Source organism: Streptomyces albofaciens JCM 4342, from assembly GCF_008634025.1.
GTDB classification, from domain to species: Bacteria; Actinomycetota; Actinomycetes; order Streptomycetales; family Streptomycetaceae; genus Streptomyces; species Streptomyces albofaciens.
The window spans coordinates 975,348-999,394 of the sequence record NZ_PDCM01000001.1 but is presented as its reverse complement, the minus strand read 5'-3'; the positions used below and the strand labels follow the sequence as shown (position 1 = coordinate 999,394).

Annotated in this window: 17 protein-coding genes, 1 tRNA gene and 1 pseudogene; 4 read left to right on the top strand and 15 right to left on the bottom strand. The window is 71.7% G+C overall.

Going from position 1 to position 24,047, the window contains the following annotated elements; translation table 11 throughout:
* Positions 1 to 13: 13 nt before the first annotated feature.
* From CP973_RS04705 to CP973_RS04675, 6 genes are all read right to left on the bottom strand, one after another.
* Positions 14 to 3,079 (bottom strand): alpha-mannosidase, encoded by a 3,066-nt coding sequence (locus CP973_RS04705; RefSeq protein ID WP_150237799.1) that lies wholly within the window; start codon positions 3,077 to 3,079, stop codon positions 14 to 16.
* An 84-nt stretch (positions 3,080 to 3,163) separates the two neighbouring features.
* On the bottom strand, positions 3,164 to 3,394 hold the full coding sequence (locus CP973_RS04700) for a GH85 family endohexosaminidase C-terminal domain-containing protein (protein ID WP_425281987.1): 231 nt from the start codon (positions 3,392 to 3,394) through the stop codon (positions 3,164 to 3,166).
* A 34-nt stretch (positions 3,395 to 3,428) separates the two neighbouring features.
* Positions 3,429 to 4,661, bottom strand: coding sequence for a glycoside hydrolase 5 family protein (locus tag CP973_RS04695; protein ID WP_150243149.1), 1,233 nt, complete (start codon positions 4,659 to 4,661; stop codon positions 3,429 to 3,431).
* 206 nt (positions 4,662 to 4,867) lie between these two features.
* On the bottom strand, positions 4,868 to 5,788 hold the full coding sequence (locus CP973_RS04690; protein WP_150237795.1) for a carbohydrate ABC transporter permease: 921 nt from the start codon (positions 5,786 to 5,788) through the stop codon (positions 4,868 to 4,870).
* Entirely contained in the window at positions 5,785 to 6,855 is a 1,071-nt protein-coding gene (locus CP973_RS04685; protein WP_425281936.1) for a carbohydrate ABC transporter permease, read from the bottom strand. Before CP973_RS04685 ends, CP973_RS04690 begins: the two co-directional genes overlap by 4 nt.
* A 297-nt stretch (positions 6,856 to 7,152) precedes the next feature.
* Positions 7,153 to 8,442, bottom strand: coding sequence for an ABC transporter substrate-binding protein (locus CP973_RS04675; RefSeq protein WP_150237793.1), 1,290 nt, complete (start codon positions 8,440 to 8,442; stop codon positions 7,153 to 7,155).
* A gap of 949 nt (positions 8,443 to 9,391) precedes the next feature.
* Between CP973_RS04675 and CP973_RS04670 the strand changes: the two genes are divergently transcribed.
* Positions 9,392 to 10,528 (top strand): LacI family DNA-binding transcriptional regulator, encoded by a 1,137-nt coding sequence (locus CP973_RS04670; RefSeq protein WP_150243145.1) that lies wholly within the window; start codon positions 9,392 to 9,394, stop codon positions 10,526 to 10,528.
* A gap of 130 nt (positions 10,529 to 10,658) precedes the next feature.
* Entirely contained in the window at positions 10,659 to 11,192 is a 534-nt protein-coding gene (locus tag CP973_RS04665; RefSeq protein WP_150237791.1) for a M23 family metallopeptidase, read from the top strand.
* A 160-nt stretch (positions 11,193 to 11,352) separates the two neighbouring features.
* Here the strand turns inward: CP973_RS04665 and CP973_RS04660 are convergent, their stop codons facing one another.
* The 8 genes and pseudogenes from CP973_RS04660 to galU form a co-directional block, all read right to left on the bottom strand.
* A complete protein-coding gene (locus tag CP973_RS04660) occupies positions 11,353 to 12,150 on the bottom strand; it encodes a hypothetical protein (RefSeq protein WP_150237789.1) in 798 nt (265 codons plus the stop codon).
* A gap of 254 nt (positions 12,151 to 12,404) precedes the next feature.
* Positions 12,405 to 12,477 (bottom strand) — tRNA-Ala (locus CP973_RS04655).
* A gap of 75 nt (positions 12,478 to 12,552) precedes the next feature.
* The gene (gene sepX, locus CP973_RS04650; protein WP_150237788.1) at positions 12,553 to 13,758 is read right to left on the bottom strand and encodes a divisome protein SepX/GlpR; all 1,206 of its coding nucleotides are present in this window, start codon (positions 13,756 to 13,758) and stop codon (positions 12,553 to 12,555) included.
* Between the two features lie 151 nt (positions 13,759 to 13,909).
* Entirely contained in the window at positions 13,910 to 14,533 is a 624-nt protein-coding gene (locus CP973_RS04645; RefSeq protein WP_150237787.1) for a GNAT family N-acetyltransferase, read from the bottom strand.
* Positions 14,530 to 15,075: pseudogene (locus CP973_RS04640) on the bottom strand (MogA/MoaB family molybdenum cofactor biosynthesis protein); the annotation flags it as partial. The pseudogene CP973_RS04640 and the gene CP973_RS04645, both read right to left, overlap by 4 nt.
* 284 nt (positions 15,076 to 15,359) lie before the next feature.
* Positions 15,360 to 15,842 carry a cyclic pyranopterin monophosphate synthase MoaC gene (gene moaC / locus CP973_RS04635; protein ID WP_150237785.1) on the bottom strand — a complete coding sequence of 161 codons (483 nt, stop codon included), beginning with the start codon at positions 15,840 to 15,842 and terminating at the stop codon, positions 15,360 to 15,362.
* A gap of 135 nt (positions 15,843 to 15,977) precedes the next feature.
* A complete protein-coding gene (gene glp, locus CP973_RS04630; RefSeq protein WP_167538264.1) occupies positions 15,978 to 17,294 on the bottom strand; it encodes a molybdotransferase-like divisome protein Glp in 1,317 nt (438 codons plus the stop codon).
* A gap of 4 nt (positions 17,295 to 17,298) precedes the next feature.
* Positions 17,299 to 18,198, bottom strand: a complete 900-nt coding sequence (gene galU / locus CP973_RS04625; protein ID WP_150237784.1) for a UTP--glucose-1-phosphate uridylyltransferase GalU — start codon at positions 18,196 to 18,198, stop codon at positions 17,299 to 17,301.
* A gap of 80 nt (positions 18,199 to 18,278) precedes the next feature.
* Between galU and CP973_RS04620 the strand changes: the two genes are divergently transcribed.
* Positions 18,279 to 18,872, top strand: coding sequence for a 5-formyltetrahydrofolate cyclo-ligase (locus tag CP973_RS04620; protein ID WP_150237782.1), 594 nt, complete (start codon positions 18,279 to 18,281; stop codon positions 18,870 to 18,872).
* 167 nt (positions 18,873 to 19,039) lie between these two features.
* Here the strand turns inward: CP973_RS04620 and CP973_RS04615 are convergent, their stop codons facing one another.
* Complete coding sequence (locus CP973_RS04615; RefSeq protein ID WP_208853130.1) at positions 19,040 to 21,931, bottom strand: penicillin acylase family protein; 2,892 nt, start codon at positions 21,929 to 21,931, stop codon at positions 19,040 to 19,042.
* Between the two features lie 275 nt (positions 21,932 to 22,206).
* Between CP973_RS04615 and CP973_RS04610 the strand changes: the two genes are divergently transcribed.
* Positions 22,207 to 23,778 (top strand): potassium/proton antiporter, encoded by a 1,572-nt coding sequence (locus tag CP973_RS04610; RefSeq protein ID WP_244409280.1) that lies wholly within the window; start codon positions 22,207 to 22,209, stop codon positions 23,776 to 23,778.
* Positions 23,779 to 24,047: the final 269 nt, after the last annotated feature.

The window sequence follows — 24,047 nt, the reverse complement described above, 5'->3', positions numbered from 1 at the left end:
CGCCCCGCCCTCGTCAGCCCTCCGCTCCCCGCGACAGCCGTACGGTCACGATCTGGAACGGCCGCAGCGACAACGCCACCCGCCCGTCCCGCACCTCGCCGACCGCCGAGCCCTCCACCGCACGTTCCAGCAGGTCCGTCTCCACCGCGCCCGCCACCGGGAACCCGGCCGTCAGCGTCGCCGACGCCCGCCCCCCGTGCGCCTCGTACAGCCGGACCACCACATCGCCGCTCCGGTCCTCGGCGAGCTTCACGGCCTCGGCCACCACCGCGTCGTTGTCCACGCCGACCAGCGGCGCGACCGGGCCGCCGCCCCGCACCGTGTGCTCCGGGAGGTTGATCCAATGGCCCTCGCGCACCGCGTCCGCGATGCCCGCGCCGGGGGCCAGCGCGTAGCGCAGCCGGTGGAGGCCCTGGTCGGTCTCCGGGTCCGGGTAGCGGGGCGCACGGAGGAGGGACAGCCGTACGGTCGTGGTCTGGCCGCCGTCCGGGCGGATGTCGCGGGTGACGTCGTGCCCGTACGTGGAGTCGTTGACCAGCGCCGCGCCCCAGCCGGGCTCCTCAACCTGGATCCAGCGGTGGGCGCAGATCTCGAACTTGGCGGCCTCCCACGACGTGTTGGTGTGGGTGGCGCGGAAGACGTGCCCGAACTGGGTCTCGGACGCGGAGCGGTCGGCCTTCACGTCCAGCGGGAAGGCCGCCTTGAGGAACGTCTCGGTCTCCCGCCAGTCCACCTCGGTGTCGATGTCCAGCACCTTGGCGCCCGCCCGCAGCGTCAGCGTCTGCTCGACGGTGGAGCCGTGTCCGAAGGACCGGGCGACCTTGATCCGTACCTCTTCCGGGCCGGAGTCGGTGACCGTCAGCTCGTCGACGGCCACGAGGTCGGTGACGTTGTGGCGGTAGAACTCGTCCACGTCCCAGGCGTCCCACATGTTGGGGAAGTCCGGGTGGATCTGGAGCAGGTTGGCCGCCGCGCCCGGCGCCACGGCCTCCCGTCCGGCCTCGATGTCATATGCGGACACGACCAGACCGCGCGCGTCGACCTCGATGCGCAGCCGGCCGTTGGCGAGGCGGTGGCCGCCGGTGGCCCGGCCGTCCGCGGTCAGCGGCTCGACGGTCACCGGGCGTACGGTGACGGGCGTGCCGCCCTGGCCGGGCGCGGGTTCCGCGCCGCCCGCCGGGACGCCGCCGCGCGCGTGCGGCGCGGCGTTGAAGACGATCTCCTGGTCCCCCGGGCCCGCCAGCGCGGTCTGCGCGGCGACCACGATCGCGGTCAGCTCCTCACGGACCCGCGCGTACGTATCGCGGGCCTCCCGGTGCACCCAGGCGATCGACGAGCCGGGCAGGATGTCGTGGAACTGGTGCAGCAGCACCGTCTTCCAGATCCGCTCCAGGTCCTCGTACGGGTACGCGTAGCCCGGTACCCGTACGGCGGCCGTGGCGGCCCACAGCTCGGCCTCGCGCAGCAGCGACTCGCTGTGCCGGTTGCCCTGCTTGGTCTTGGCCTGGGAGGTGTACGTGCCGCGGTGCAGCTCCAGATACAGCTCGCCCGCCCACACCGGCGCGTCCGGGTACTCCGCGTGTGCCTTCTCGAAGAACGCCTCGGGCTTTTCGATCTCGACCCGCGGCGAGCCCTCCAGGTCGCGCAGCCGGGCCGCGCGCGCCAGCATCTCGCGGGTGGCGCCGCCGCCCCCGTCCCCCCACCCGAAGGGCACCAGCGAGCGCGAACCCCGGCCCTTCTCGCGGTAGTTGCGGGCGGCGTGCGCCATCTCCTTGCCGCCGAGGTCGGAGTTGTAGGTGTCGACCGGCGGGAAGTGGGTGAACACGCGGGTGCCGTCGATGCCCTCCCACCAGAAGGTGTGGTGCGGGAAGCGGTTGACCTGGCTCCAGGAGATCTTCTGCGTCAGGAACCAGTCGGCGCCGGACAGCTTGACCAGCTGCGGCATGGCCGCGGTGTAGCCGAAGGAGTCCGGCAGCCACACCTCCTTCGTCTCGATGCCGAACTCGTCCAGGAAGAACTTCTTCCCGTACAGGAACTGCCGGGCCATCGCCTCGCCGCCGACCATGTTGGTGTCCGACTCCACCCACATGCCGCCGACCGGCACGAACTGCCCCGCCTCGATCTTCGCCCGCACCTTGGCGAACACCTCGGGCCGGTGCTCCTTGATCCACGCGAGCTGCTGCGCCTGCGACATGGCGAAGACGAACTCGGGGTGCCCATCCATCAGGTTGACCATGTTCGAGGACGTACGGGCCACCTTGCGGACCGTCTCGCGCAGCGGCCACAGCCAGGCGGAGTCGATGTGCGCGTGGCCGACCGCGCTGATCCGGTGGGCGGAGGCGTGCGCCGGGGACGCCAGCACGTCCGCGAGCTGCGCGCGGGCCCGCGCGGCCGTGCCGGGGATGTCCTTCAGGTCCACCGCGTCCAGGGCGCGTTCGACGGCGCGCAGGATGCCGTGCCGCCGCGCGTCGGCCACGTCCAGTTCGCGCATCAGGCCGCCCAGCACCTCCAGGTCCTGGACCAGCTCCCAGACCTCGGTCTCGAAGACGACGAGGTCCATCCGCCGCACCCGGTACAGCGGCGCGTGGCTCGCGGTGAGCCGGTCGCCCTCGTAGGTGGGCCGGTGATCCGCCAGTACGGGGTTGGAGGCCGCCTCCACGTACAGCTCGACCTCCTCCCCGCCGGCCGCCGGATCGGCGACGCGCACCCAGTCGTTGCGCGGGTTGAGGCCCTTCACGGCCTCGCCGTCCCGGCGGTAGACCAGGCCCTCGCACTGGAAGCCGGGCATGTTCGCCTCGAAGCCGAGGTCCAGCACGGCTTCGACGGTGTGCCCGGCCCACTCCGCCGGAACCTGCCCCGTCACCCGGAACCAGGTGGTGCCCCAGGCGGGCCCCCACGCCTCCCCGGCCTTCGTCGGCTCGTAGTCGGCGGCCAGGCCCTCGGCCGGCGGCACCGGCTCGCCCGGCGCCTCCCAGCGCTCGATCGCCAGCGGCACGGACCGGCTGCGGACGGCGGGCACGATGCGGTCGGTCAGGACACGGCGTAGACGGTGTTCGACGATGCTGCGGTCGTCGTGCATGGGGCGCTCCGGTGGGTGCGAGGCGGGTACGGAAGTCGATGGGTGGTGGGGTTCTGCGGGGTTTCTGCCCGGTGTGCCGGTGGCCTACCAGGTGAATACGGCCGTGGCCGCTGCCGACGAGGTGTGCGGTTCGCCGACCGCGCGCACTTCCGGCCGGGTTCCGGACTCGCCGGACGTACGCCGTAGTGCGGGCAGGTGGAAGGCGGTTCCGCAGGTGCCGCCGAGGAAGCGGCGCTTGCGGTCGGGGAGGGGTTGGTGGTTTTCGTGGTGGCGTACGGGCACGCCCTTGCCGGACGGCTTCCACATGAGGCGCAGTCCGGCCGCGCCGTCGCCCGTACCGCTGCGCCGCTCACTTCACGTCCGAGGGCCACACCACCTCCGTGATCCCCCGGCTCTCCAGGTACGCGGCGTCCCGAACCCGGTCCGCCAGTACGGCTCCGGCCCGTACGCCCTGGTCGGCCAGCCGTACCCAGGCCTCGAAGAAGGGGCCGCCCGGCGCGCACACCGACCGGTGCGGGGCCGTGGCCTCCTCCCCCGCGTCCAGGACGAGCGCGGTCGTCCGCCGCACCGGCCGGGGCGGCTCGGTCCGCAGCCGGGCCGCCACCTCGGCCAGCGCCCGCCCCGCCGGTTTGACCTCGCCGTCCGAGGTGAACAGCCCGAGCCCGTACTCCAGCTCGGGGAAGTCCGCCAGTTCCCGCGACACGTCGTGCGAGCACCACCAGGTGATGCCGGAAAGGCGCTCGCAGGTCAGGGCGTTCCCGACGGTCGCGGTGGCGAACGCGGCGGCGTGCTCGGGCGGTACGAGCGGGGCGGGGGCGCCCACCTCCTGGAGCCAGACCGGCCGCGCCGGGTCGTCCGCCCAGGCCGTGGCCAGCTCGATCAGGTACTCGGCCAGCCGGACGGTGGCGGTCCCGTCGTGCCCGTGCCGCTGGGCCGTGCCGTTGAAGACCCAGGAGTGGACGGTGGTGGCCCGCCCGAGCCGCGCGGCCTGCGCGGGCGTGAAGGGGTGGCCGTCCTGGAACCACACCGCGTCGTACTCGGCGTGGGTGTGCAGCCGCCCCGGCGCGGCCCGCTCACAGACCTCCAGCAGCCGCGTCAGCCACCGCCCGGCCTCCTCGTACGTACACGGGTCGGGGTCCGGGTGTGGCGGCCCGGAGAACTGGTTGATCTCGTTGCCCAGCGTCATGCCCAGGAAGTTGGGACACTCGGCAAGTGCCGAGGCGAGCGCCTCCAGGTAGCGGGCCGCGCCGTCGACGGCGTCGGGGTCGGTGAACAGGTTCCGCCGGTGCCAGGTGCGCAGCCAGGACGGTACGAAGTCGAAGCTCGACAGATGGCCTTGGAGCGCGTCCACCGCGACGTCGAGGCCGCACTGCGCGGCCGCGTCCACCAGCTGTCCGAGCTGTTCGACGGCGCGCGGGCGGACGAGGGAACGGTTGGGCTGGAAGACCGGCCAGAGGGCGAAGACACGCACGTGGTCCAGGCCGAGCGCGGCGAGCGCGTCCAGGTCGCGGCGTACCTCGTCGGGGTCGAAGTCCAGCCAGTGGTGGAACCAGCCGGTGCGGGGCGTGTAGTTGGCGCCCATACGGGGTGCGGCGTAGTTGGCGCCCATATGGGGTGCCGCGTCGTTGGGGCCCACGTGGGGTGCCGCGTCGTCGGCGCCCACATGGGGTGTCCCGTCGTTGGCACCCGTACGGGGTGCCGCGTCGTCCGGGCCGGTGGGCCGGAGGGGCCGCGGGCCGGAGGCCGTACCGGCAGACATCGTCACGTCGCTTTCCTCCACGTATCCCGTCACGTCTTCAACGCCCCCTCGCCCACGCCCCGGAAGAAGTACCGCTGGAGGGCGAAGAACAGCGCCATCATCGGGAGCAGCGCGGCCATCGCCCCCGCCGCGATGAGCCGCTGGTCATTGACCGTGGTGGCGCCGGCGAGCGATTTCAGACCGAGTTGCAGCGTGTAGTGATCGCTGTTGGTCAGCACGATCAGCGGCCACAGGAAGTCGTCCCAGGCGCCCATGAAACTGGTCAGACAGACCACCGCCAGCGCGCCCTTCGCAGCCGGCACGAACACCCTCGTGAAGCGCTGCCACTCATTGGCCCCGTCCAGGACGGCGGCCTCCTCCACCTCCTTCGGTACGGCGAGGAAGGCGGCCCGCATGATCATCAGGTTGAGCACGGATACCGCGCCGGGCAGCCAGACCCCGATGAGCGTGTCCACTAGGCCCATCGACCGCACCGTGAGGAACATCGAGATCATCACGGACTCGAACGGGAACATCAGCGTCGCGACCAGCACGGTGAAGACCGTCCGCCGCCCGCGCCACCCGGCCCGGGACAGCGCGTAGCCGCCCATCGCGGCGAAGACGCAGTTCGAGGTGACGGCCAGCGCGGCGACGATCAGCGTGTTGCCGACGTACTGGACCAGGGGGAACGATTCGGCGACGCGTACGTAGTTGTCGAGCGTCGGCTGACTGGGCAGCACGCCGCCGTAGACGTTCTCCCCGCGGCCCTTCAGCGAGGTCAGGAACTGCCAGACGATGGGGCCCAGCATGACCACCAGCATGAGGCAGAGGGTGAGGTAGCGGCCGGTGAGGCCTAGGGTTGCTTTGCGGGTGCGGTTGTGGCTGTGGCGGCGGTCGGGGCGGTCATGACGGCGGCCCGCGGTCAGGGCGCGCCGGGCCCGCCGTACGCCCGGCGAGGACAGTTCGGTCACCTCTCGTCCCCCTTCGACAGCCGGTGTCCCAGCAGGCTGAACACCAGCGTCAGCAGGAACAGCAGGATCGAGATGGCCGCCGCGTAACCGGTCTCCCCGGCGAAGCCCAGCCCCACCTGCCGGATCAGGAACGGCAGGGTCCGCGCCCCGCCGCCGGGCCCGCCACTCTCCCCGCCGAGGATGTAGATCTCGGTGAACACGCGCAGCGCCGAGATCGCCGACAGCGTCCCGACCAGCAGCATCATCGGCTTGACGCTGGGGACGGTGATGCTGAAGAAGCGGCGTGCGGCTCCCGCGCCGTCGAGCGCGGCCGCCTCGTACAGCGACGCCGGCACGTTCCCCAGCGCCGCGAGGTAGAAGACCATGTAGTAGCCGAGGCCCTTCCAGATCGTGACGATCATGGCGGAGATCAGCAGCATCGTGGAGTCGGTCAGAAACGGAACCGGCTCGGATATCAGGTGCAGCTTCTCGAACACGGTGTTGACCAGTCCGTCGCTGCGCAGCACCCACTGCCAGATCAGCCCGACCACAACCGCCGAGGCGATGACGGGCGTGTAGAAGGCGGAGCGGAAGAAGCCGATCCCGGGGACCTTGCGCTGGACGAGGACGGCCAGCGCCAGCGGCAACAGCACCAGGCAGGGCACGACGACGGCCAGGTAGACGACGCTGTTGACCGTCGCCGTCCAGAAATCGGGATCGCCGAGCGCCCGCCCGTAGTTCTCCAGCCCGACGAACCGCCCGCCCTTGAGGATCTGCGCGTCGGTGAGCGACAGGATGACGGTGTTGACGAACGGCCAGAGGCTGAACAGCGCCACCATGACCAGGCCGGGGAGGAGGAAGAGGTACGGGGTCCACCAGCGGCGGTGGGGGAGGCCCGGGTCGGTGGTGGGGGCTTTGGTGTGGGGAGTGGGGGTGGGGGTGGGGGTGGGGAGTTTTGCGGGGGTGGTGGGGTCGATGGAGTCGGCGGTGGCTGCCGGTGCGATGGGGGTCGCGTGCGTCGACGAGGGGACCGGGACGCGCGAGGCGGCCACCGGCGCCTTACGCTGCGGCCGCGCGGCCTTATCCATGTCCGTAACCTCGGCGTTGCGTGCCGCGTCCGTACGCGCGGTGGGTGCCATGTCCGCACGCGCGGTGGGCGCCGTCCCCGCACTCTCGATGCGTGTCGCATCCGTACGCCCGGTATGTGCCATGTCCGCACGCGCGGTGGGCGCCGTCCCCGCACTCTCGATGCGTGACGCATCCGTACGCCCGGTGTGTGCCATGTCCGCACGCGCGGTGCGTGTCACACCGGCACGTCCGGTGCGTGTCAGGTGCGCATGTCCGCTGCGTGTCAGATCCGCACGCCTGCTGCGTGCCATCGCCTGTCACTGCCGCTTCTTCTGCTGCGCGAGAATCTTGTTGGCCGCTTCCTGCGCGTTTTTGACCGCGGCCTGGGCGTCCTCTTCCCCCCTGATCCCCTTCTGCATCTCCCGGACCACCGCGTCGCCGACCTGCGTGGTCCACTCCACGGGCGTATTGGCGTCCAGTCGCGCGGACCTCAGCTCCTCGGCGCCGACGGTGCGTGCCATCGTCTCGGGGTCCTTGCCGTCGCCCTTGTCCGCGAAGTACGGGTCGGCCAGCCCCTTCGCGTTCGACGGGTAGATCGTCACCTGCTTCGAGAACGCGACCTGGTTGGGCCCGTTGGTCACCCACTTGGCGAACTCCGCCGCCGCGTCCGGGTGCTTGGTGTCCTTGCGTACGCCCAGCGACTGCGTATAGATCCCGATGTGCCCGAGCGTCCCCGTCACGGCCTTCGCGACCTGCGTCTTCCCGTACGCCGCCGGGGAATTGCGCTTGACGTCCTTGAGGATGCCGGGGGACCCGGGCCCGAACACCAGCTTCCCGGCCCCGTAGAGCTGCGCGAGATCGTCGGCCTTGGTCAGCGACTCCTTCGGCATCGCCCCCATCGCGTACAGCTTCTTCATCCGCTGCACCCACTCGACGGCCTTCGGCGTGTCGAAGACGAACGCGTCCTTCTCCTTGTTCAGGATCGGCACGCCCATCTTCTGCCAGTCCCCGGGCAGCCGCCCCTTCGGATCCGCCATGAACGCCGTGTACCGGCCGCCCGAAGCACCCGCGATCCGCTCCGCGTAGTCGAAGAACTGCTCCACGCTCGTCGGCGGCTTGTTCACGTCCAGCCCGGCGTCGGCGAAGAGGTCCTTGTTGTACGTGAGGATCTCGGGCGTCACGTACCAGGGGTACGCGTACACCCCGTCCCCCTTGCCCGGCAGCTTGTACTGGTCCCAGGCGCCGGGCACGTACTCCTTCGCGACCTTCGGGTCCAGCTTGGCGACGTCCGCGAGCATGCCCCGGTCGCCCAGCAGTTGGAAGGAGTCGGTGTTCAGGTTGATCACGTCCGGCAGCCCACCGGCCTGCGCGTCGGCGACCAGCTTCTCGTTGTAGCCGTCACCCGGCACGTCCTCCCAGGTCACCTTCACGTCCGGGTACTTCTTCTCGAACGCGTCGATGACGCCCTGCACGTACGCGGTGAAGTTCGGCTTGAGCTGCAACGTACGGAAGGTGATCTCACCGGCGACCTTGCCGGTCCGCTTCGGCTGCCCGTCCGCGGCCGCCCCCTCGGCACCGCCGACACCACAGGCGGCGGTGCCGGCCATCAAGGCGACGGCCAGCGCGGCGGACAGAGCGAGGCGGGGAGCGCGGTTGCTGCGGGGGGCATGGGCACCGAAGGCGTTATGGGGGCCATGGGTGTCATCGGTGCCGCGGGTGTCACCGGTGCCGTGAGTGTCACGGGTGGCATGAGTGGCACGGGTTTCACGGGTTTCACGATCGGAACTTATGGGGCCCAAGTGTCTGCGCGTCATGGTCACTCCTGCGTCGGGGAAACGCTTCTGCCCGGGAAGCGCGTCCGCGGCGGAAAGCGCTTCCACGGAGGAAAACCGCGAGGAAACAGCAAAGTAGACAGGCAAAGAAGACAGCGAAGAACCACGCACGGACCGGCACATGACCGGCCGCGCCGCCGGATGGCGATGCCAACGTTGTCGCCCGAATACGCTCCCGTCAACGCATCGCCCCCGACAACGCCCTGCGCCACCCCGCTCACCGGCCGCCCAACGCAACCCGCCCCCTTACCGCCCCCACCCGGCCACCACTCCCCACCTGCACTAATGCGCTAAAGCCAAGAGCACCGGAACCCGCTATCTCAATTCCATAACGAAGTCCGCGACTTGGCCTCTCGCCGCGCCTTCCGCACAGCGATTGACTTCTCCCGGACCTCCCGTGATCCTGAACGCACTAAAGCGCATTAGCAGTACGGACTAATGCGCTTTAGCCACGCCTCGCCCCTGACCGCCGACCACGGCAACGGGCGCACCACGGCGACCGACCAACAACCCGGGCCGTCCAGGCCGACCGGGCTGCCCAGGCCAACCGGAGGAGCTGACGCGCAACATGACCACCGGCACTGGCCCCGGCACCGGCCCCGGCTCTCCGCCCGCGGGCACTGATGCCCCCCGCCCCAACACCCCCCACCTCCCCACCACCCCCACTCCCACGACCACGCCCACTCCCACACCCGCTTCCACTCCCCCACGCCGCCGCCCGACCATGAAGGACATCGCCGAGCGCGCCGGCGTCTCCCCCTCGGCCGTCTCCTTCGCCCTCAACGACCGCGACGGCGTCTCCCCCGGCACCCGTGCCCGTATCCGCGAGGTCGCCGAAGAGCTGGGCTGGCAGCCGAACAGCGCCGCCCGCGCCCTGTCCGGCGAACGCTCCGGCTGCGTCGGCCTGGTCCTCGCCCGCCCCGCCCACACCCTCGGCGTCGAGTCCTTCTTCCTCCAGCTGGTCTCCGGCATCCAGGAAGCCCTGGCCGCCCAGCGCGTCGCCCTCCTCTTCCAGGTCGTCGAGGATTTGGAGGCCGAGTGCGCGATCTACCGACGCTGGTGGGCCGAACGCCGCGTGGACGGCGTCCTGGTCGTGGATCCCCGAGCCGAAGACCCCCGCCCCGCCCTCCTGGCTTCCCTCGCCCTGCCCACAGTCGTCATAGGCGACACCAGCACGCCATCAGCCCCACCCCCCACCAGCCCCTCCACACGCCCATCCCCCTCCACTCCCCTTTCCTCCCCCACCCCCTCACCCCCCTCCGCTTCTCCCTCCGTTTCTCCCTCCCCTCCCGGCCCCCCGCCCCCACCCCCCGCCCCCCTCTCCACCATCTGGGCCGACGACGCGGCCGCGATGCGGTCGATCATCGACCACCTGTACGCACTGGGGCACCGCCGCATCGTGCACATCGCCGGCCTGCCCGGCCTCGCGCACACCGAGCGCCGGGTCGCCGCCCTGCGTGCCGAGGCCGCCCGTCTCGGCCTGGACGCCGCCGAGGTCCGCTCCGTGTCCACGGACTACTCCGACGAGCAGGGCGCCGAGGCCACCCACCGCCTGCTCGCCGCTCCCCGCCCGCCCACCGCGATCGTCTACGACAACGACGTGATGGCCGTCGCGGGCGCCGCCGTGGCCGCCGGCCGCGGTGTGCCCGTACCCGCCGCCCTGTCCATCGTGGCCTGGGACGACTCCCCCCTGTGCCGCGTCACCCACCCACGCCTGACCTCACTCGTACGCGACACCGCCGGCTTCGGCCGCCTGGCCGCCCAGGAACTCCTCTCCCTCCTCGACGGCGCCCCCACCCGCCGCCTCCAGGCCGAACTCCCCCACCTCGAACTCCGCGAGAGCACCGCTCCCGCCCCCTGAGCCCTCCCCGTCCGACACCCCCGACGATCACTCACAGTTACCACTCGGTACGGGGAACCTCTCGGCCGTTCGGGCGCCCACCGGGCGTTTCCGGATGCGTCCGCCCGGCGTAGGGCGTGTCCTCACAACTATGAACTGGCTCCGCAGACGACTCCTGCTGCACGGCGTGGTGCCGACGGTCATCGGTACCGTCCTCGGCCTGACCGCGACCGAGGCGGTCCCGGCCGTGCCGGCCGGCCCGTGGACCCGCCCGATCGCCGCCCATGCCCGCATCAGCTCGCCCTACGGCGTCAAGGGCCACTGGGCCGCCGGCCACCACACCGGGGTCGACTTCGCCGTCCCCACCGGCACCCCGGTCTCCTCCGTCGGCTCCGGCACGGTCGTCCTGGCCAAGCGGTCGGGCGACTACGGCCTCGCCGTCACCATCCACATGACCGACGGCTACTACACCCTCTTCGGACACCTCTCCCGCATCACGGCCCGCGTCGGCCAGCGCGTCCGCGCCGGCACCCGTATCGGCTACAGCGGCGCCACCGGGCGCACCACCGGTCCCCACCTCCACTTCGAGGTCCGCAAAACCCGCCACTACGGCTCCGACATCAACCCCCTCACCTACCTGTCCCGCCGAGGCATCCGCATCACCAAACGCGCCCTCCAGCCCTAGCCCCACCCAGCCCGACAGGGCCGGGCAGCCACGCCCGCGCCCGAACGCCCCCACGCCCGACGAGGTCAGCCAGCCACACGCCGTACGCCGCATCCACGCCCGACGGCCCCGGCCCCTCGCCCTCCCCTAATCCCGCCCCCTCCTCACCCAACCCCTCCCCCTACCCCTCCCTCCCCGGCAACCCCTCGACCTCCGCCCGGTCGTACCGGCCGAGCCGCCCCGGCACCAGCCCGTGCCGCTCCGCCGTCACCTCGAACTTCCCCGCCGACCATCCCAGCAGCGCCGCCGCCTCCTTGGCCGTGACGCTCCGCTCGATCCACCGCTGCCGCTCGCCCACCACGGCCGCGACCCGCTCCCGGTCGAGTCCGTCGAGGCTCTCCAGACTGAACATGGGGTACCCACGGAACTCCCCCACCGGCCGGAGCGGCCCCTCCTCGGCCAGCACGCGTACGTCCTCGCGCTCGACCTCCAGCTCCGTACGCTCCGCCAGCCGTTTCGCCGCGTCGATCGACCCGAGCCCGGGGTGGTCGCCGAGCGTTTCCCTGATCCGCTCCGCCTCACCCCGCAGGCCGTCCACCACCTCCCGCGACCAGCGCTTGCCGTCCACGTCCGGTGGCGGGATCATCCCCAGCTGCCCGGCCCGGCCGACCTGCCACCGCTGGAGCTCCAGCTCGCTCGCCAACTGATGCGGCCCGAGCGCGTCCCCCATGACCGCCTTCCGGCGCCCGGCTCCGGCCTTGCCCCCGTCCGAAGCCTTCGCGTAGTTCTCGTCCCCCACCACGGACAGGATCTCCTCGACCCGGTCCGGCAGCGTCTTGGCCACCCCCTCCGACCACCGCTCGTCCCCCACGTCCGGGGGCGGAATCAGCCCCCTGGTCTCGGCGCGCCGTACGTGCCGAGGCTCGATCCCCAGCCACTCGGCCAGCTGATGCGGCCCGAACGCCCGTTCCTTGGCCATGTGCCCTCCCGTCGCCACCGCCATCGGATACCCGATCACGTACCCATGACGAAGCCCACCGGCCCCGCGAATCCCCACTTTAGGGCTCACCGCCGACACGCGAACTGGCCTGTGGATAACCTCCGTTCCGCCGCCATCGGCCCTGACCGCAGGCCCGCCCGACAGCGGCACGGGCCGGGACAGGACACCGGTGGGAGGATTCCGCGCATGCGAAAGAGCCCCACCGGATTTCTCCGGTGGGGCTCTGACGTCGGTGGACCTGAGGGGATTCGAACCCCTGACCCCCTCGTTGCGAACGAGGTGCGCTACCAGCTGCGCCACAGGCCCTTGCGACGAGTGAAACTCTAGCATCCCTGCCGGGGTGCTCAAAAATCGCTTCTTCTGCTGGTCAGCCGCGGGGGGTCACTCGTTTGCCGCGCGCGGGCGGTCGTCGTCGGCGTACTGGTCGAACAGGGGGGTGCGGCCGCGGGTGCGGCGGGACGTCGCGGGGTGGGGGCGCGGGTCGGCGGGCGGCGTCCGGCGGCGGGATTCGGTGGCGGGGCCGGAGCGGGCGGAGCTCCAGGCGTCGTCGGCGTCCAGGTCGACGTGGCTGGTGGCGCGGGGTGCCACCGGGGCCGTGACGTACGTCGGGAGCGGGACCGGGACCGGGTCCCAGCCGCCGGGCTCGGTGCGGTCGCGTTCGCGCTGCTGGTCGACCCACTCGGCGTGGTCGGTCTCCTCCACGAGGGCGCGCCGGCCGGCCGTGGACGCCGGCTCGGGCCGGGGGGCGGGCGCGGCGGAGTGCGACGGGTCGGCGAGCGGGGCGGCGGCGTCCTCAGCGGGGGGTTCGTCGGCGGCGGGCTGCTGGGACGCCTGCGGAGGGTGTGGCCTGCCCTCCCGCAGCCGCTGGGCCGCCGCCTCCGCCTGCCGCTGGTCCATGGTGAAGGTGAAGCGGCGGCGTTCCTGGGCGCGGAGGTAGACGATGTACGCGCTGAGGAGTATGGCCGGGATGGCCGGTGCCCAGAGGAAGGCGAGGCCACCGACGGCGGCGACGATCGTGCCGACGGTGAACGTCAGGAAGAGCACCGTGATGGTGCGCCGGCGGCGGGCCAGGACCTTGGCGCGCTTCATGCGCTCGGCGGTGTAGGGACGGCGGGAGCCGACCTTCTTACCGGAGCGCGGCGCGGCGCCGGACGAGGAACCGGCACCCGACGAGGACCCGGCGTCGGACACCGCGGCGTTCGACGCGGCTTCGGCACCGGACGGCGGGCCGCCGACCGCGGCTCCGGATCCGGACGGCGCACCGCCGGACACGGCCGCCGACGGGCGCTGGGCGGCGGGCGGCACCTCGTCCGCGGGCGCGCCGAAGTCCCGGACGTCGGCCGTCTCGGCCGCCGCTTCCGGGTCCCGCGCGTCGCTCGCATCGTCGGTGCGGCCGCCCTGTGCCGCCAGCCCCTTGGCGTAACGGCGTTCCATGGCCGCGCGTCCGGACAGGAGCCGGATGGCGGTACTGAAGCGTTCCGTCGGCCGGGCTTCATTGAGCTCGTCCTGCCTACGGAGCCACATCGGCACCAAGTAGGCGGCCCAGGCCCCGACGATGACTGCGTAGATGAGGCCGCTGCTGCTCACGCCTCACACGGTAGAGGGGTTTGCAGGGGGCCATCCGCCAATTGGGCCGGTGTGTCGCACGATCTGGCTGATATCTCGAACTTTTTTTGTGATTGTTGAGATCAGTCGCATGCGATTGTGAGCAACTGGTGAAATAATTCGAACACGTATTTTATTTGTGGGGTGTGCTGGGCTTCTCCCGGTGCCAGCGGTTGAGCAGGCCCTCGGGGACCTCCTCCGCCGTCAGCGCGAATACGAGGTGGTCGCGCCAGGCGCCGTCGATGTGCAGATAGCGCGGGCGCAGTCCCTCCTCGCGAAAGCCGAGTTTCTCCACGACCCGCCGGCTGGGCAGGTTCTCGGGGCGAATGCAGACCTCGATGCGGTGCAGGCCCACCGAGCGGAAGCAGTGGTCGACGGCGAGTGCCACCGCCGTCGGTATGACGCCCCGGCCGGCGACCGCCTCGTCGACCCAATAGCCGACGTGTCCGGAACACATCGATCCCCAGGTGATCCCGGCCACCGTCAGCTGCCCGGCCAGCCGCCCCCGGTGCTCCACGACGAACGGCAGCATGCGCCCCGCGTGCGCCTCGGCGCGCAGATGGCGGACCATCTGGCGGTACGTGGGACGGTGCGGCGCGGGGATGCCGGGCGGGGGCGGCGGGATGGTCGCCTCCCAGGGGCGCAGCCAGTCGCGGTTACGGCGGTTGACCTCCCGCCAGGCCCGCTGGTCGCGCAGCTTTATGGGGCGGAGGGCGGTCTCGCCGTCCGCCAGTACGACCGGCCAGGGGGCGTTCAGTGTGCGCTCCCGGTCGATCCCGGCCGCCCCGCGTGCGGGGCCGTTCCCGATGTCGCGCCGGTGTCCGGGCGCGGGTGGTCGCCGCCGCGCAACTGGTCCACCGCGTGCGGGAGGAGGTCGGCGAGTACGGCGAGGCCGTCGCGGACGCCGCCGGTGGAGCCGGGCAGGTTGACGATCAGCGTACGGCCCGCGACGCCGGCCAGGCCACGGGAGAGCGCGGCGGTGGGCACCTTCGCGCGGCCCGCGGCGCGGATCGCCTCGGGGATGCCGGGCACCTCGTGGTCGATCACGCGGCGGGTGGCGTCGGGGGTGCGGTCGGTGGGCGAGATGCCCGTACCGCCGGTGGTCACGACCACGTCGTACGCGGCGGTGACGGCCTCGCGCAGGGCGGCCTCGACGGGATCGCCGTCCGGCACCACCCGCGGCCCGTCGACCACGAAGCCCAGCGCGGCCAGCCCCTCGGCGAGCACCGGCCCGCCCTTGTCCGCGTACACACCGGCGGCCGCCCGGTTGGACGCGGTGATGACGAGAGCGCGGGGCGGGCCGGAGGGGACAGCCGTTACGTTCGCATCTACCGTGTCTGTCGCGCCTGCCGCACCTGTACCTGTTACGTCCGCATTTGCGACGTCCGCACCTGGTACGTCTGCATCTGCGACATCCGCACCTGTTACGTCCGCACGTGCGGCACTCGCATCGGGGGCCGTCCCCGGCCCCGGGTTCGCCGTCGTCCGCCGCGTGTCGTCGTCCGCCGCGTCCGGTCCCGGATTGGCGGTGGTGTTCCGTACGCCGTCCCGGACGCCCTGCTCCGGCTTCCGGTCCCCGGCGGTCACGACCGGCTCCAGGTGCCCGACTTGCCGCCCGTCTTCTCCTCGACGCGTACGTCCGTGACGACGGCGCCCTTGTCGACGGCCTTGACCATGTCGATCACGGTGAGGGCGGCGACCGAGACGGCGGTCAGGGCCTCCATCTCGACGCCCGTGCGGTCCGTGGTGCGGACCGTGGCCCGGATCTCCACCGCGTCATCGGCCACGTGGAGGTCCACCTCGACACCGGAGACCGCCAGCGGATGGCACAGCGGGATCAGGTCCGGGGTGCGTTTGGCGCCCATGATGCCCGCGATGCGGGCGGTGGCGAGCGCGTCGCCCTTCGGGACGCCCTCGCCGCGCAGCAGCTCGATCACGCGCGGCGCGACCAGCACGCGGCCGCTGGCGCGGGCCGTGCGCGCGGTGACGTCCTTCCCTGACACGTCGACCATGCGGGCCGCGCCCGAGGCGTCGAGGTGGGTGAGATCTTGCTGGCCGCTGCTCATCGTTCTCCCGGTCCGGACCGTGCCGCCTGTGCGACGACACCGTACCCGCAGGCGTCGGGCGTCACCCGGCTGCCCGGCGAGGACGGCGCACCCGTCTCCTCGCCCGCCCCCTTTTCCCTCCCCCTGCCCGGCCCCTCATCCCAGCAACACCACCTCCACTTCCGCCCCCGCCGCGACCTCCGTCGTCTCCTCCGGGATCACGATCAGCGCGTTGGCCTGGGCCAGCGCCTTGACCAGGTGGGAGCCGGCGCCGCCGACGGGCGTGACGGTGCCGGTGTCGGGGTCGTGGCGGCCGCGGAGGAACTGCCGTCTGCCCTTGGGCGAGTCGGCGACGGCGGTGTCACACGTGGCCCGGGAGGTGTGGCGGTGCACGTCGGGCAGGCCCATGAGCGTACGGATGGCGGGGCGGACGAACAGTTCGAAGGAGACGTACGAGCTGACCGGGTTGCCGGGCAGGGCCAGCAGCGGGGTGCGGTCGGGGCCGATGAGGCCGAAGCCCTGCGGTTTGCCGGGCTGCATGGCCAGCTTGCGGAACTCGACGACGCCCTCCTCGGCGGAGAGATCGGCGAGGGTCTCCTTGACCACGTCGTACGCGCCGACGCTGACGCCGCCGCTGGTGACCAGGATGTCGGCGCGGATGAGCTGGTCCTCCAGGGTGGCGCGCAGCGTCTCGGCGTCGTCGGCGACCGCGCCGACCCGGTAGGCGATGGCGCCGGCCGCGCGGGCGGCGGCGGTGAGCTGGAAGCTGTTGGAGTCGTGGATCTGACCGGGCGCCAGGGCCTCACCGGGCTGCACCAGCTCGCTGCCGGTGGACAGGACGACGACCCGCGGGCGCGGCCGGACCCGGACGGTGGCTCGGCCGATCGCGGCCAACAGGCCGATCTGGGCGGGGCCGAGGAGGGTGCCGGCCGGCAGGGCCAGTTCCCCGGCCCGGACGTCGCTGCCCTGGGCGCGGACGTGCTGCCGCTCGGTGACCGGGCGGTGGACGCGGACCTCGCCGCCGGCGGCCTCCGGCGCGGCGCTGTGCGCGGTCATCGCCTCGGCCGGGCCGCGGCCCGTGCCGCCGTCGGTCCACTCCACGGGGACGACGGCCTCGGCGCCGGGGGGCAGCGGCGCGCCGGTCATGATGCGGGCGGCCTCGCCGGGGCCGACGGCCGGCAGCTCGGCGCTGCCCGCGGCCACGTCGCCGACCACGGTCAGCGCGGCGGGGAAGTCGGCGGTGGCGCCCGCGACGTCGCAGACCCGGACCGCGTACCCGTCCATGGAGCTGTTGTCGAACGGCGGCAGGGCGGTGGGGACGGTCACGTCCTCCACCAGGACGCAGCCCTGCGCGTCGAGCAGATGCAGGTCGATCGGCTCCAGCGGGTGGATCTTGGACAGTACGTCGTCGAGGTGGTCGGCCACCGACCAGACGCGTTCCTGGTGGGTGGTCCGGTCGGTGGTGGCGCTCACGGTGTCACATCTCCTCGCTGACGAAGCTGCGCAGCCAGTCCCGGAACTCCGGGCCCAGGTCCTCACGTTCGCATGCCAGTCTGACAATGGCACGGAGGTAGTCGCCACGGTCGCCGGTGTCATAGCGGCGCCCCTTGAAGACCACGCCGTGCACGGGGCCGCCCAGCTCCGGGTCGGCGGCGAGCGCCTGGAGGGCGTCGGTCAGCTGGATCTCGCCGCCGCGGCCCGGCTTGGTGGTGCGCAGCACCTCGAAGACGGCCGGGTCGAGGACGTACCGGCCGATGATGGCGAGGTTGCTGGGCGCCTCGGCCGGGTCGGGCTTCTCGATCAGGTCGGAGACGAGCACCACGTCGTCGCCGTCGGGGGCGGCGGCCGCGCATCCGTAGAGGTGGATCTGCGCGGGGTCGACCTCCATGAGGGCGATGACGGAGCCGCCGTGCCGCTCCCGCACCTCGATCATGCGCTGGAGCAGCGGGTCGCGCGGGTCGATCAGGTCGTCGCCGAGCAGTACCGCGAAGGGCTGGTCGCCGACGTGCGGGGCGGCGCACAGCACGGCGTGGCCCAGGCCCTTGGGGTCGCCCTGGCGCACGTAGTGCATGGTCGCCAGGTCGCTGGACTCCTGGACGCGGGCGAGCCGGGACTCGTCGCCCTTGCGGTCCAGCGCCTCTTCGAGCTCGTAGTTGCGGTCGAAGTGGTCTTCAAGGGGGCGCTTGTTGCGTCCGGTGACCATCAGGACATCGCTGAGCCCGGCGGTGGCGGCCTCTTCCACGACGTACTGGATGGCGGGTTTGTCGACGACCGGCAGCATCTCCTTGGGCGTGGCCTTGGTCGCCGGGAGGAAGCGGGTCCCGAGACCGGCTGCCGGAATGACAGCCTTGGTGATCCGAGTACGCGATGGAGTCATGCGGATCACGATAACCGGCACTTTGCGCCGGAAGTCGGGGTCCCGGGAACGGGTCACAGGAGCGGGAGCGGCGGCGCATCATGAGCGGTTACGACGGTACGAAGTACGGGTTGCGGCGCGCCCTCCTGGACGTGAGGGCGCAGTTGCCGCCGGATGAAGTCCGGGCGACGGAAGCGGTCCTGGCGCGTCGCGCGCTGGCGCTCCCGGAGCTGGCGCGGGCGCGCACGGTCGCCGCGTACGTGTCGGTGGGGCGCGAGCCGTCCACGCGCGCGCTGTTGGACCGGCTGCGCGCCGCCGGGACGCGGGTGCTGCTGCCCGTACTGATGCCGGACAACGACCTGGACTGGGCCCCGTACGAGGACGCCGACGGCCTCGTACGCGCCGGACGCGGGCTGCTGGAGCCGGCCGGGCCCCGGCTGGGCCCGCAGGGTGTCACCGAAGCCGACGCGGTGCTGCTGCCGGGACTGGCGGTGGACCGGCGCGGGCTGCGGCTGGGCCGTGGCGGCGGTTCGTACGACCGGGTTCTGGAGCGTCTGGAGGCGGCGGATGCGTGGCCCACGCGGGTGGTGCTGCTGTACGACGCGGAGGTGCTGCCGGAGGTGCCGGCCGAGGTGCACGACCGGCCGGTGGACGTGGCGGTGACGCCGGGGGGTGTGCACCGGTTCGCCAGGTAGGGGCGGTTCGGGCGTTACGGCGGTTCAGGGGACGCCGCGGTGCGGGGTGCTACGGCGCTTCGAGCGGTACGGGAACGTATGTGCCCGGCGCGTATCTGCCCCCGTGAACGCCACCGGGCGGGCCCGAAGATCTTCGGGCCCGCCCGGCCTATGAGGTCAGCACCCCGTCACGGCGACAGCGTCAGCGTGTCCTCGGTCGCCGCCTTCACCGCCTTCTGGGAGAAGGCCCACGGCAGCAGTTCGCCCTTGGCCCACTTGTCCGTCTGGTCGTAGTAGTGGGCGCTGTACGCGTGGCCGGAGGCGCCGGTCAGGTTGATCCAGCGCGACTTGTCCAAGTCGGCCAGGTTCACGACCATGCGCATCGACGGGACCCAGGTGACCCCGTAGCCGCCGGCCGCGTTCCAGCCGGTGGCGTCCACGGCCGCCTCGCCGCCGCCCAGGTTCCAGGGGCCGCGGTTGAACAGCCCCTGGATCAGGCCCGGGCCGCTGGTGCCCAGGGTCTGGTTCTTCAGGGTCATCTGGTGCAGGCGGCCCCAGCTCCAGTTGTCGATGTTCTTGCCGAGCTTGCTGGTCAGCTCGTAGCGCGCGTCCTTCATGGCGTGCGCGAGGAGCTGGTCGCGGTTGGCGTCGAGCACGCGGCCGGGCCGGGACTCGGTCTTCCACCAGTCGTTCTTCGGGTCGTCGAGGATGGACCGCACGACCTCGAACCAGCGGTCGCCGCCGTCCGGCTGCGCCTGGTCGGGAGCCCGCTCGCCGCACTCGCGCACCAGCTTGTCCTGGTCGTCGACCGGGCCGGTGTCGTTGGCCGCGCGGACGTTGAGGCACTGGCCCTGGACCCGCAGCTCCTTGGGCATCTTGTTGCCGAAGGCCAGCTTGAGGGTGTTGCGCCAGACCGCGTTGAAGTACGCGGCGGCGGCCGAGTCGGGCTCCTGGGTGTAGTCCCAGCCCTCCAGCAGCTTCTGGGCCTCGCGGACGTATGCGTCCTTGACGTCGATCTTCAGCAGATAGGGCGTCAGCAGCTTGGCGATCTCGCTGCTGTTGTCCATCTGCATGGTCTGCATGTCGTCGGTGGAGACCTTGCCGCCGTCCTTGATCTTCGACTGGATGAGGTCGTTGATCCGCTGGCTGCGGGCGCCGTAGCCCCAGTCCTTGGTCAGCAGGTACGGGTACTTGTCCGGGTCGATGACGGCCTGGTTGGCGGTGACGATGTAGCCGCGCGCCGGGTTGTACTCGTTGGGCAGCGCCGACTGGGGCACGTCACCGGTCCAGCGGGCCTTCGGGTCCCAGCCGGGGGCGGGCAGCGTGCCGTCGTAGCCCTTGCCGCGCACCGGGATCCGTCCCGGCGCCTGGTAGCCGATGTTGCCCTTGGTGTCGGCGTAGATCAGGTTCTGCGACGGCACCTCGAAGTGCGAGGCGGCCTTGCGGAAGTCCGTCCAGTTCTTGGCCCGGTTCAGTTCGAAGACCGCGTCCATGGAGCGGCCCGGGTCCAGGGCGGTCCAGCGCAGCGAGATGCCGTAGCCGTCGCCGCGGTCCGGCGCCGCGTTGCCGACCGGGGCCCGCTTGCCGACCCGGGTCAGCTCGTCGTCGCGGTCGGAGATCAGCGGGCCGTTGTCGGTGGAGCGGACCGTGATCTCACGGCTCGCGCCGCCGGCGACCTTGATGGTCTCCTTGCGGGTCTTGAAGGGCTGCATCTTGTTGTCGACCAGGTACCCGTCGGCGTTGATCTTCTCCAGGTACAGGTCGCTGACGTCGGCGCCGAGGTTGGTCATGCCCCAGGAGATGTCCTGGTTGTGGCCGATGACCACGCCCGGCATGCCGGAGAAGGTGTAGCCGGCCACGTCGTAGTTGCACTTGGCGCTGGTGGTGCGGCAGTGCAGGCCCATCTGGTACCAGAGCGACGGCATCTGGGGGGCCAGGTGCGGGTCGTTGGCCAGCAGCGGCTTGCCGGTGGTGGTGTGCGCGCCGGAGACGACCCAGGAGTTCGAGCCGATGCCGCTGCCGTTGGGCCCGAGCAGCGCCGGGATCCGCTCCAGGGACTTGGAGACGGCGGAGAGCTGGGTCTTCAGGCCCCGGGTGGCGGAGGAGGCGGAGTTGGTTCCGGTGCCGGTGTTCGCGCCCGCACCCGTACCGCCGTTGTTTCCCGTACCCGTACCGGCGCTGTTCCCCGCGCCGTTACCCGTACCGGTGCCGTTCCCGGCGCCATTGCCCGTGCCGGCGCCCGTGTTCGCGCCGGAGCCGTTCTGCGGCTGCGTGTTGCCGCTCGGCGTGGCCTTGGCATCGAACTCCTTGGTGGCCTGGTTGACCGCGCCGCCCTCGACGATCGGCTTGTTCCGCTTGGCCGGGTACTTCGGGTACAGCTGGTCGATCTGGGCCTGGCTGAAGCGGCTGGTGAGCAGGGCCCGGTCGATCTCCTCCTGCATGTTGCCGCGCAGGTCCCAGGCCATGGCCTTGAGCCAGGCCACCGAGTCGACCGGGGTCCACTTCCCGGGCTTGTAGTCGTTCTGGAACCCGAGCGCCGCGTATTCCAGGGAGAGCGCCGAGCCCTCGTGGTCCTTGAGGTAGGCGTTGACGCCGTCGGCGTATGCCTGGAGGTACTTCTTCGTCTCCGGGGAGAGCTTGGTGTCGTACTCCCGCTGGGCGACGTCGTGCCAGCCGAGCGTCCGCAGGAAGGCGTCGGTGTCGACCTGGCTCTGGCCGAACATCTCGGAGAGGCGGCCGGCCGTCATGTGGCGGCGCACGTCCATCTCCCAGAAGCGGTCCTGGGCCTGTACGAAGCCCTGGGCGCGGAAGAGGTCTTCGTCGGTGTCGGCGTAGATCTGCGGGATGCCGTTGGCGTCGCGCGAGACATCGACGGGGGCGCTGAGACCGGCCAGCTTCAGTGAACCGGTGGTTTGCGGGTACGAGGCGCGGACGGTGCTGACGCCCCAGTACGCGCCGTAGCCGATGCCCGCCACGAGCAGAAGCACGACCGTGATCGCGACGAGGCGGCCGCGCCGCCCCTTCTTCTTGGGTTTCTTCACAGCCTTGTCAGGGGCGGGGGCGGACTTGTTGGCGGGCATCTCTGTCCTTCGAGGGGCAGGGTGGGAGTGCTGGAGCAACCATAGGCGCACGGGTCCGCCAAGCCCTACGCGGTGTAGCCGCCGACGCCTCCAAGGTTCAAGCAATGGTAAATTGTTAGTCTCAGTAACTAGATACAGTAAGGAAAGCCCGACCGCTCGACCCCTGTGCCCGACCCCCGTGCCCGTACCGGCCCGCCACGAGGAAGGACCAGCTCCTGACTGTCGACCACCTCAACGAACTCCTGCTGATCTGCGCCCTCGTCCTGCTCGTCGCGGTGGCCGCGGTCCGCGTCTCCTCCCGGAGCGGGCTGCCCAGCCTGCTCATCTATCTGGGCATAGGCATCGCCATAGGGCAGGACGGCTTCGGCGGCGTCGTCTTCGACAACGCCGAACTGACCCAGATACTGGGCTACACCGCGCTGGTGGTGATCCTGGCCGAGGGCGGCCTCGGCACGAAATGGAAAGAGATCAGACCGGCGCTGCCCAGAGCCGCGGTGCTGTCGACGTTCGGCGTCGCGGTGAGCGTGGGGGTCACCGCGGCCGGGGCCCACTACCTCGTCGGCCTGGAATGGCGTCAGGCGCTGCTCATCGGCGCCGTGGTGTCCTCCACGGACGCGGCGGCGGTCTTCTCCGTACTGCGCAGCGTGCCGCTGCCCGCCCGCCTGACCGGCGTCCTGGAGGCCGAGTCCGGCTTCAACGACGCCCCCGTCGTGATCCTCGTCGTGGCCTTCTCCACCGCCGGACCGGTGGAGCACTGGTACGTGCTCATCGGCGAGATCGCGCTGGAGCTGGCGATCGGCGCGGCCATCGGCCTGGCCATCGGCTGGCTGGGCGCGTACGGCATGCGGCACGTGGCGCTGCCCGCCTCCGGTCTGTACCCGATCGCGGTGATGGCCATCGCCGTCTCCGCCTACGCGGCCGGCGCGCTGGCGCACGGCTCCGGCTTCCTCGCGGTCTACCTCGCCGCGCTGGTCCTCGGCAACGCGAAACTGCCGCACTCGGCCGCCACCCGCGGCTTCGCCGAAGGCCTCGGCTGGATCGGCCAGATCGGCATGTTCGTACTGCTCGGCCTGCTGGTCACACCGCACACGCTGTACGACGACGCGGTACCGGCCCTGGTCATCGGCCTGATCCTGACGATCGTGGCCCGGCCCGCCTCGGTCTTCCTGGGGCTGCTGCCCTTCAGGGTGCCCTGGCGTGAGAAGGCCCTGCTCTCCTGGGCCGGGCTGCGCGGCGCCGTACCGATCGTGCTGGCCACCATCCCCATGGTGGGCGGCGTGCCCGGCAGCGACCGGGTCTTCAACATCGTCTTCATCCTGGTCGTCGTCTACACGATCATCCAGGGCCCGACGCTGCCCTGGCTGGCCAGGAAGCTGCGCCTCGGGGACGACGAGGAGGCCGCCGACCTGGGCATCGAGTCGGCGCCCCTGGAGCGGCTGCGCGGCCATCTGCTGTCCACCACGATCGCCCCGAAGTCGCGGATGCACGGCGTGGAGATCAGCGAGCTGCGGCTGCCGCCGGGCGCCGCGGTCACCCTCGTCGTACGCGACGGGACGAGCTTCGTACCGTCGCCGACGACCGTGCTGCGGCGCGGGGACGACCTGCTGGTCGTGGCCACCGACCCGGTACGGGACGCGGTCGAGAACCGGCTCCGGGCCGTCTCCCGGCACGGCAAGCTGGCCGGCTGGCTGGCGCCGGGCACGCCGGGCGGGCGGCGGCCCGTCAAGAAGGCGGGGGTACGGCCGGGCGACCGGTCCGGCGAGCGGCCGGAGGGGAAGGCCGGGAAGCCCGGCAGGCATCCGGACGGCAGGACCGGAGGGCGGCCGCCGCATACTCCGGCACGGTGAACGAGACGGCCGAAAACCCAGCGGGAGGCCCTGGTCGGCACCAGGGCTTTCCGCGTACCGGCCTGTACTATGTCATGGCAATCAAAGGAACCAACTCTGCCTGACGCAGAGCTGGCGCGACCGCTCGGCGGCCGCGGTCCCCTGCCACACGCAGCCACCTCTTCCAGGTGCGGACCACGCGGTATCACTCGGTCCAGCGCGAGAGGACAGCTCTCGGCGCGCACCCCGTGACAATCTCGCGGCAGCGCGCTACCAGGCGGCAGAAAGGC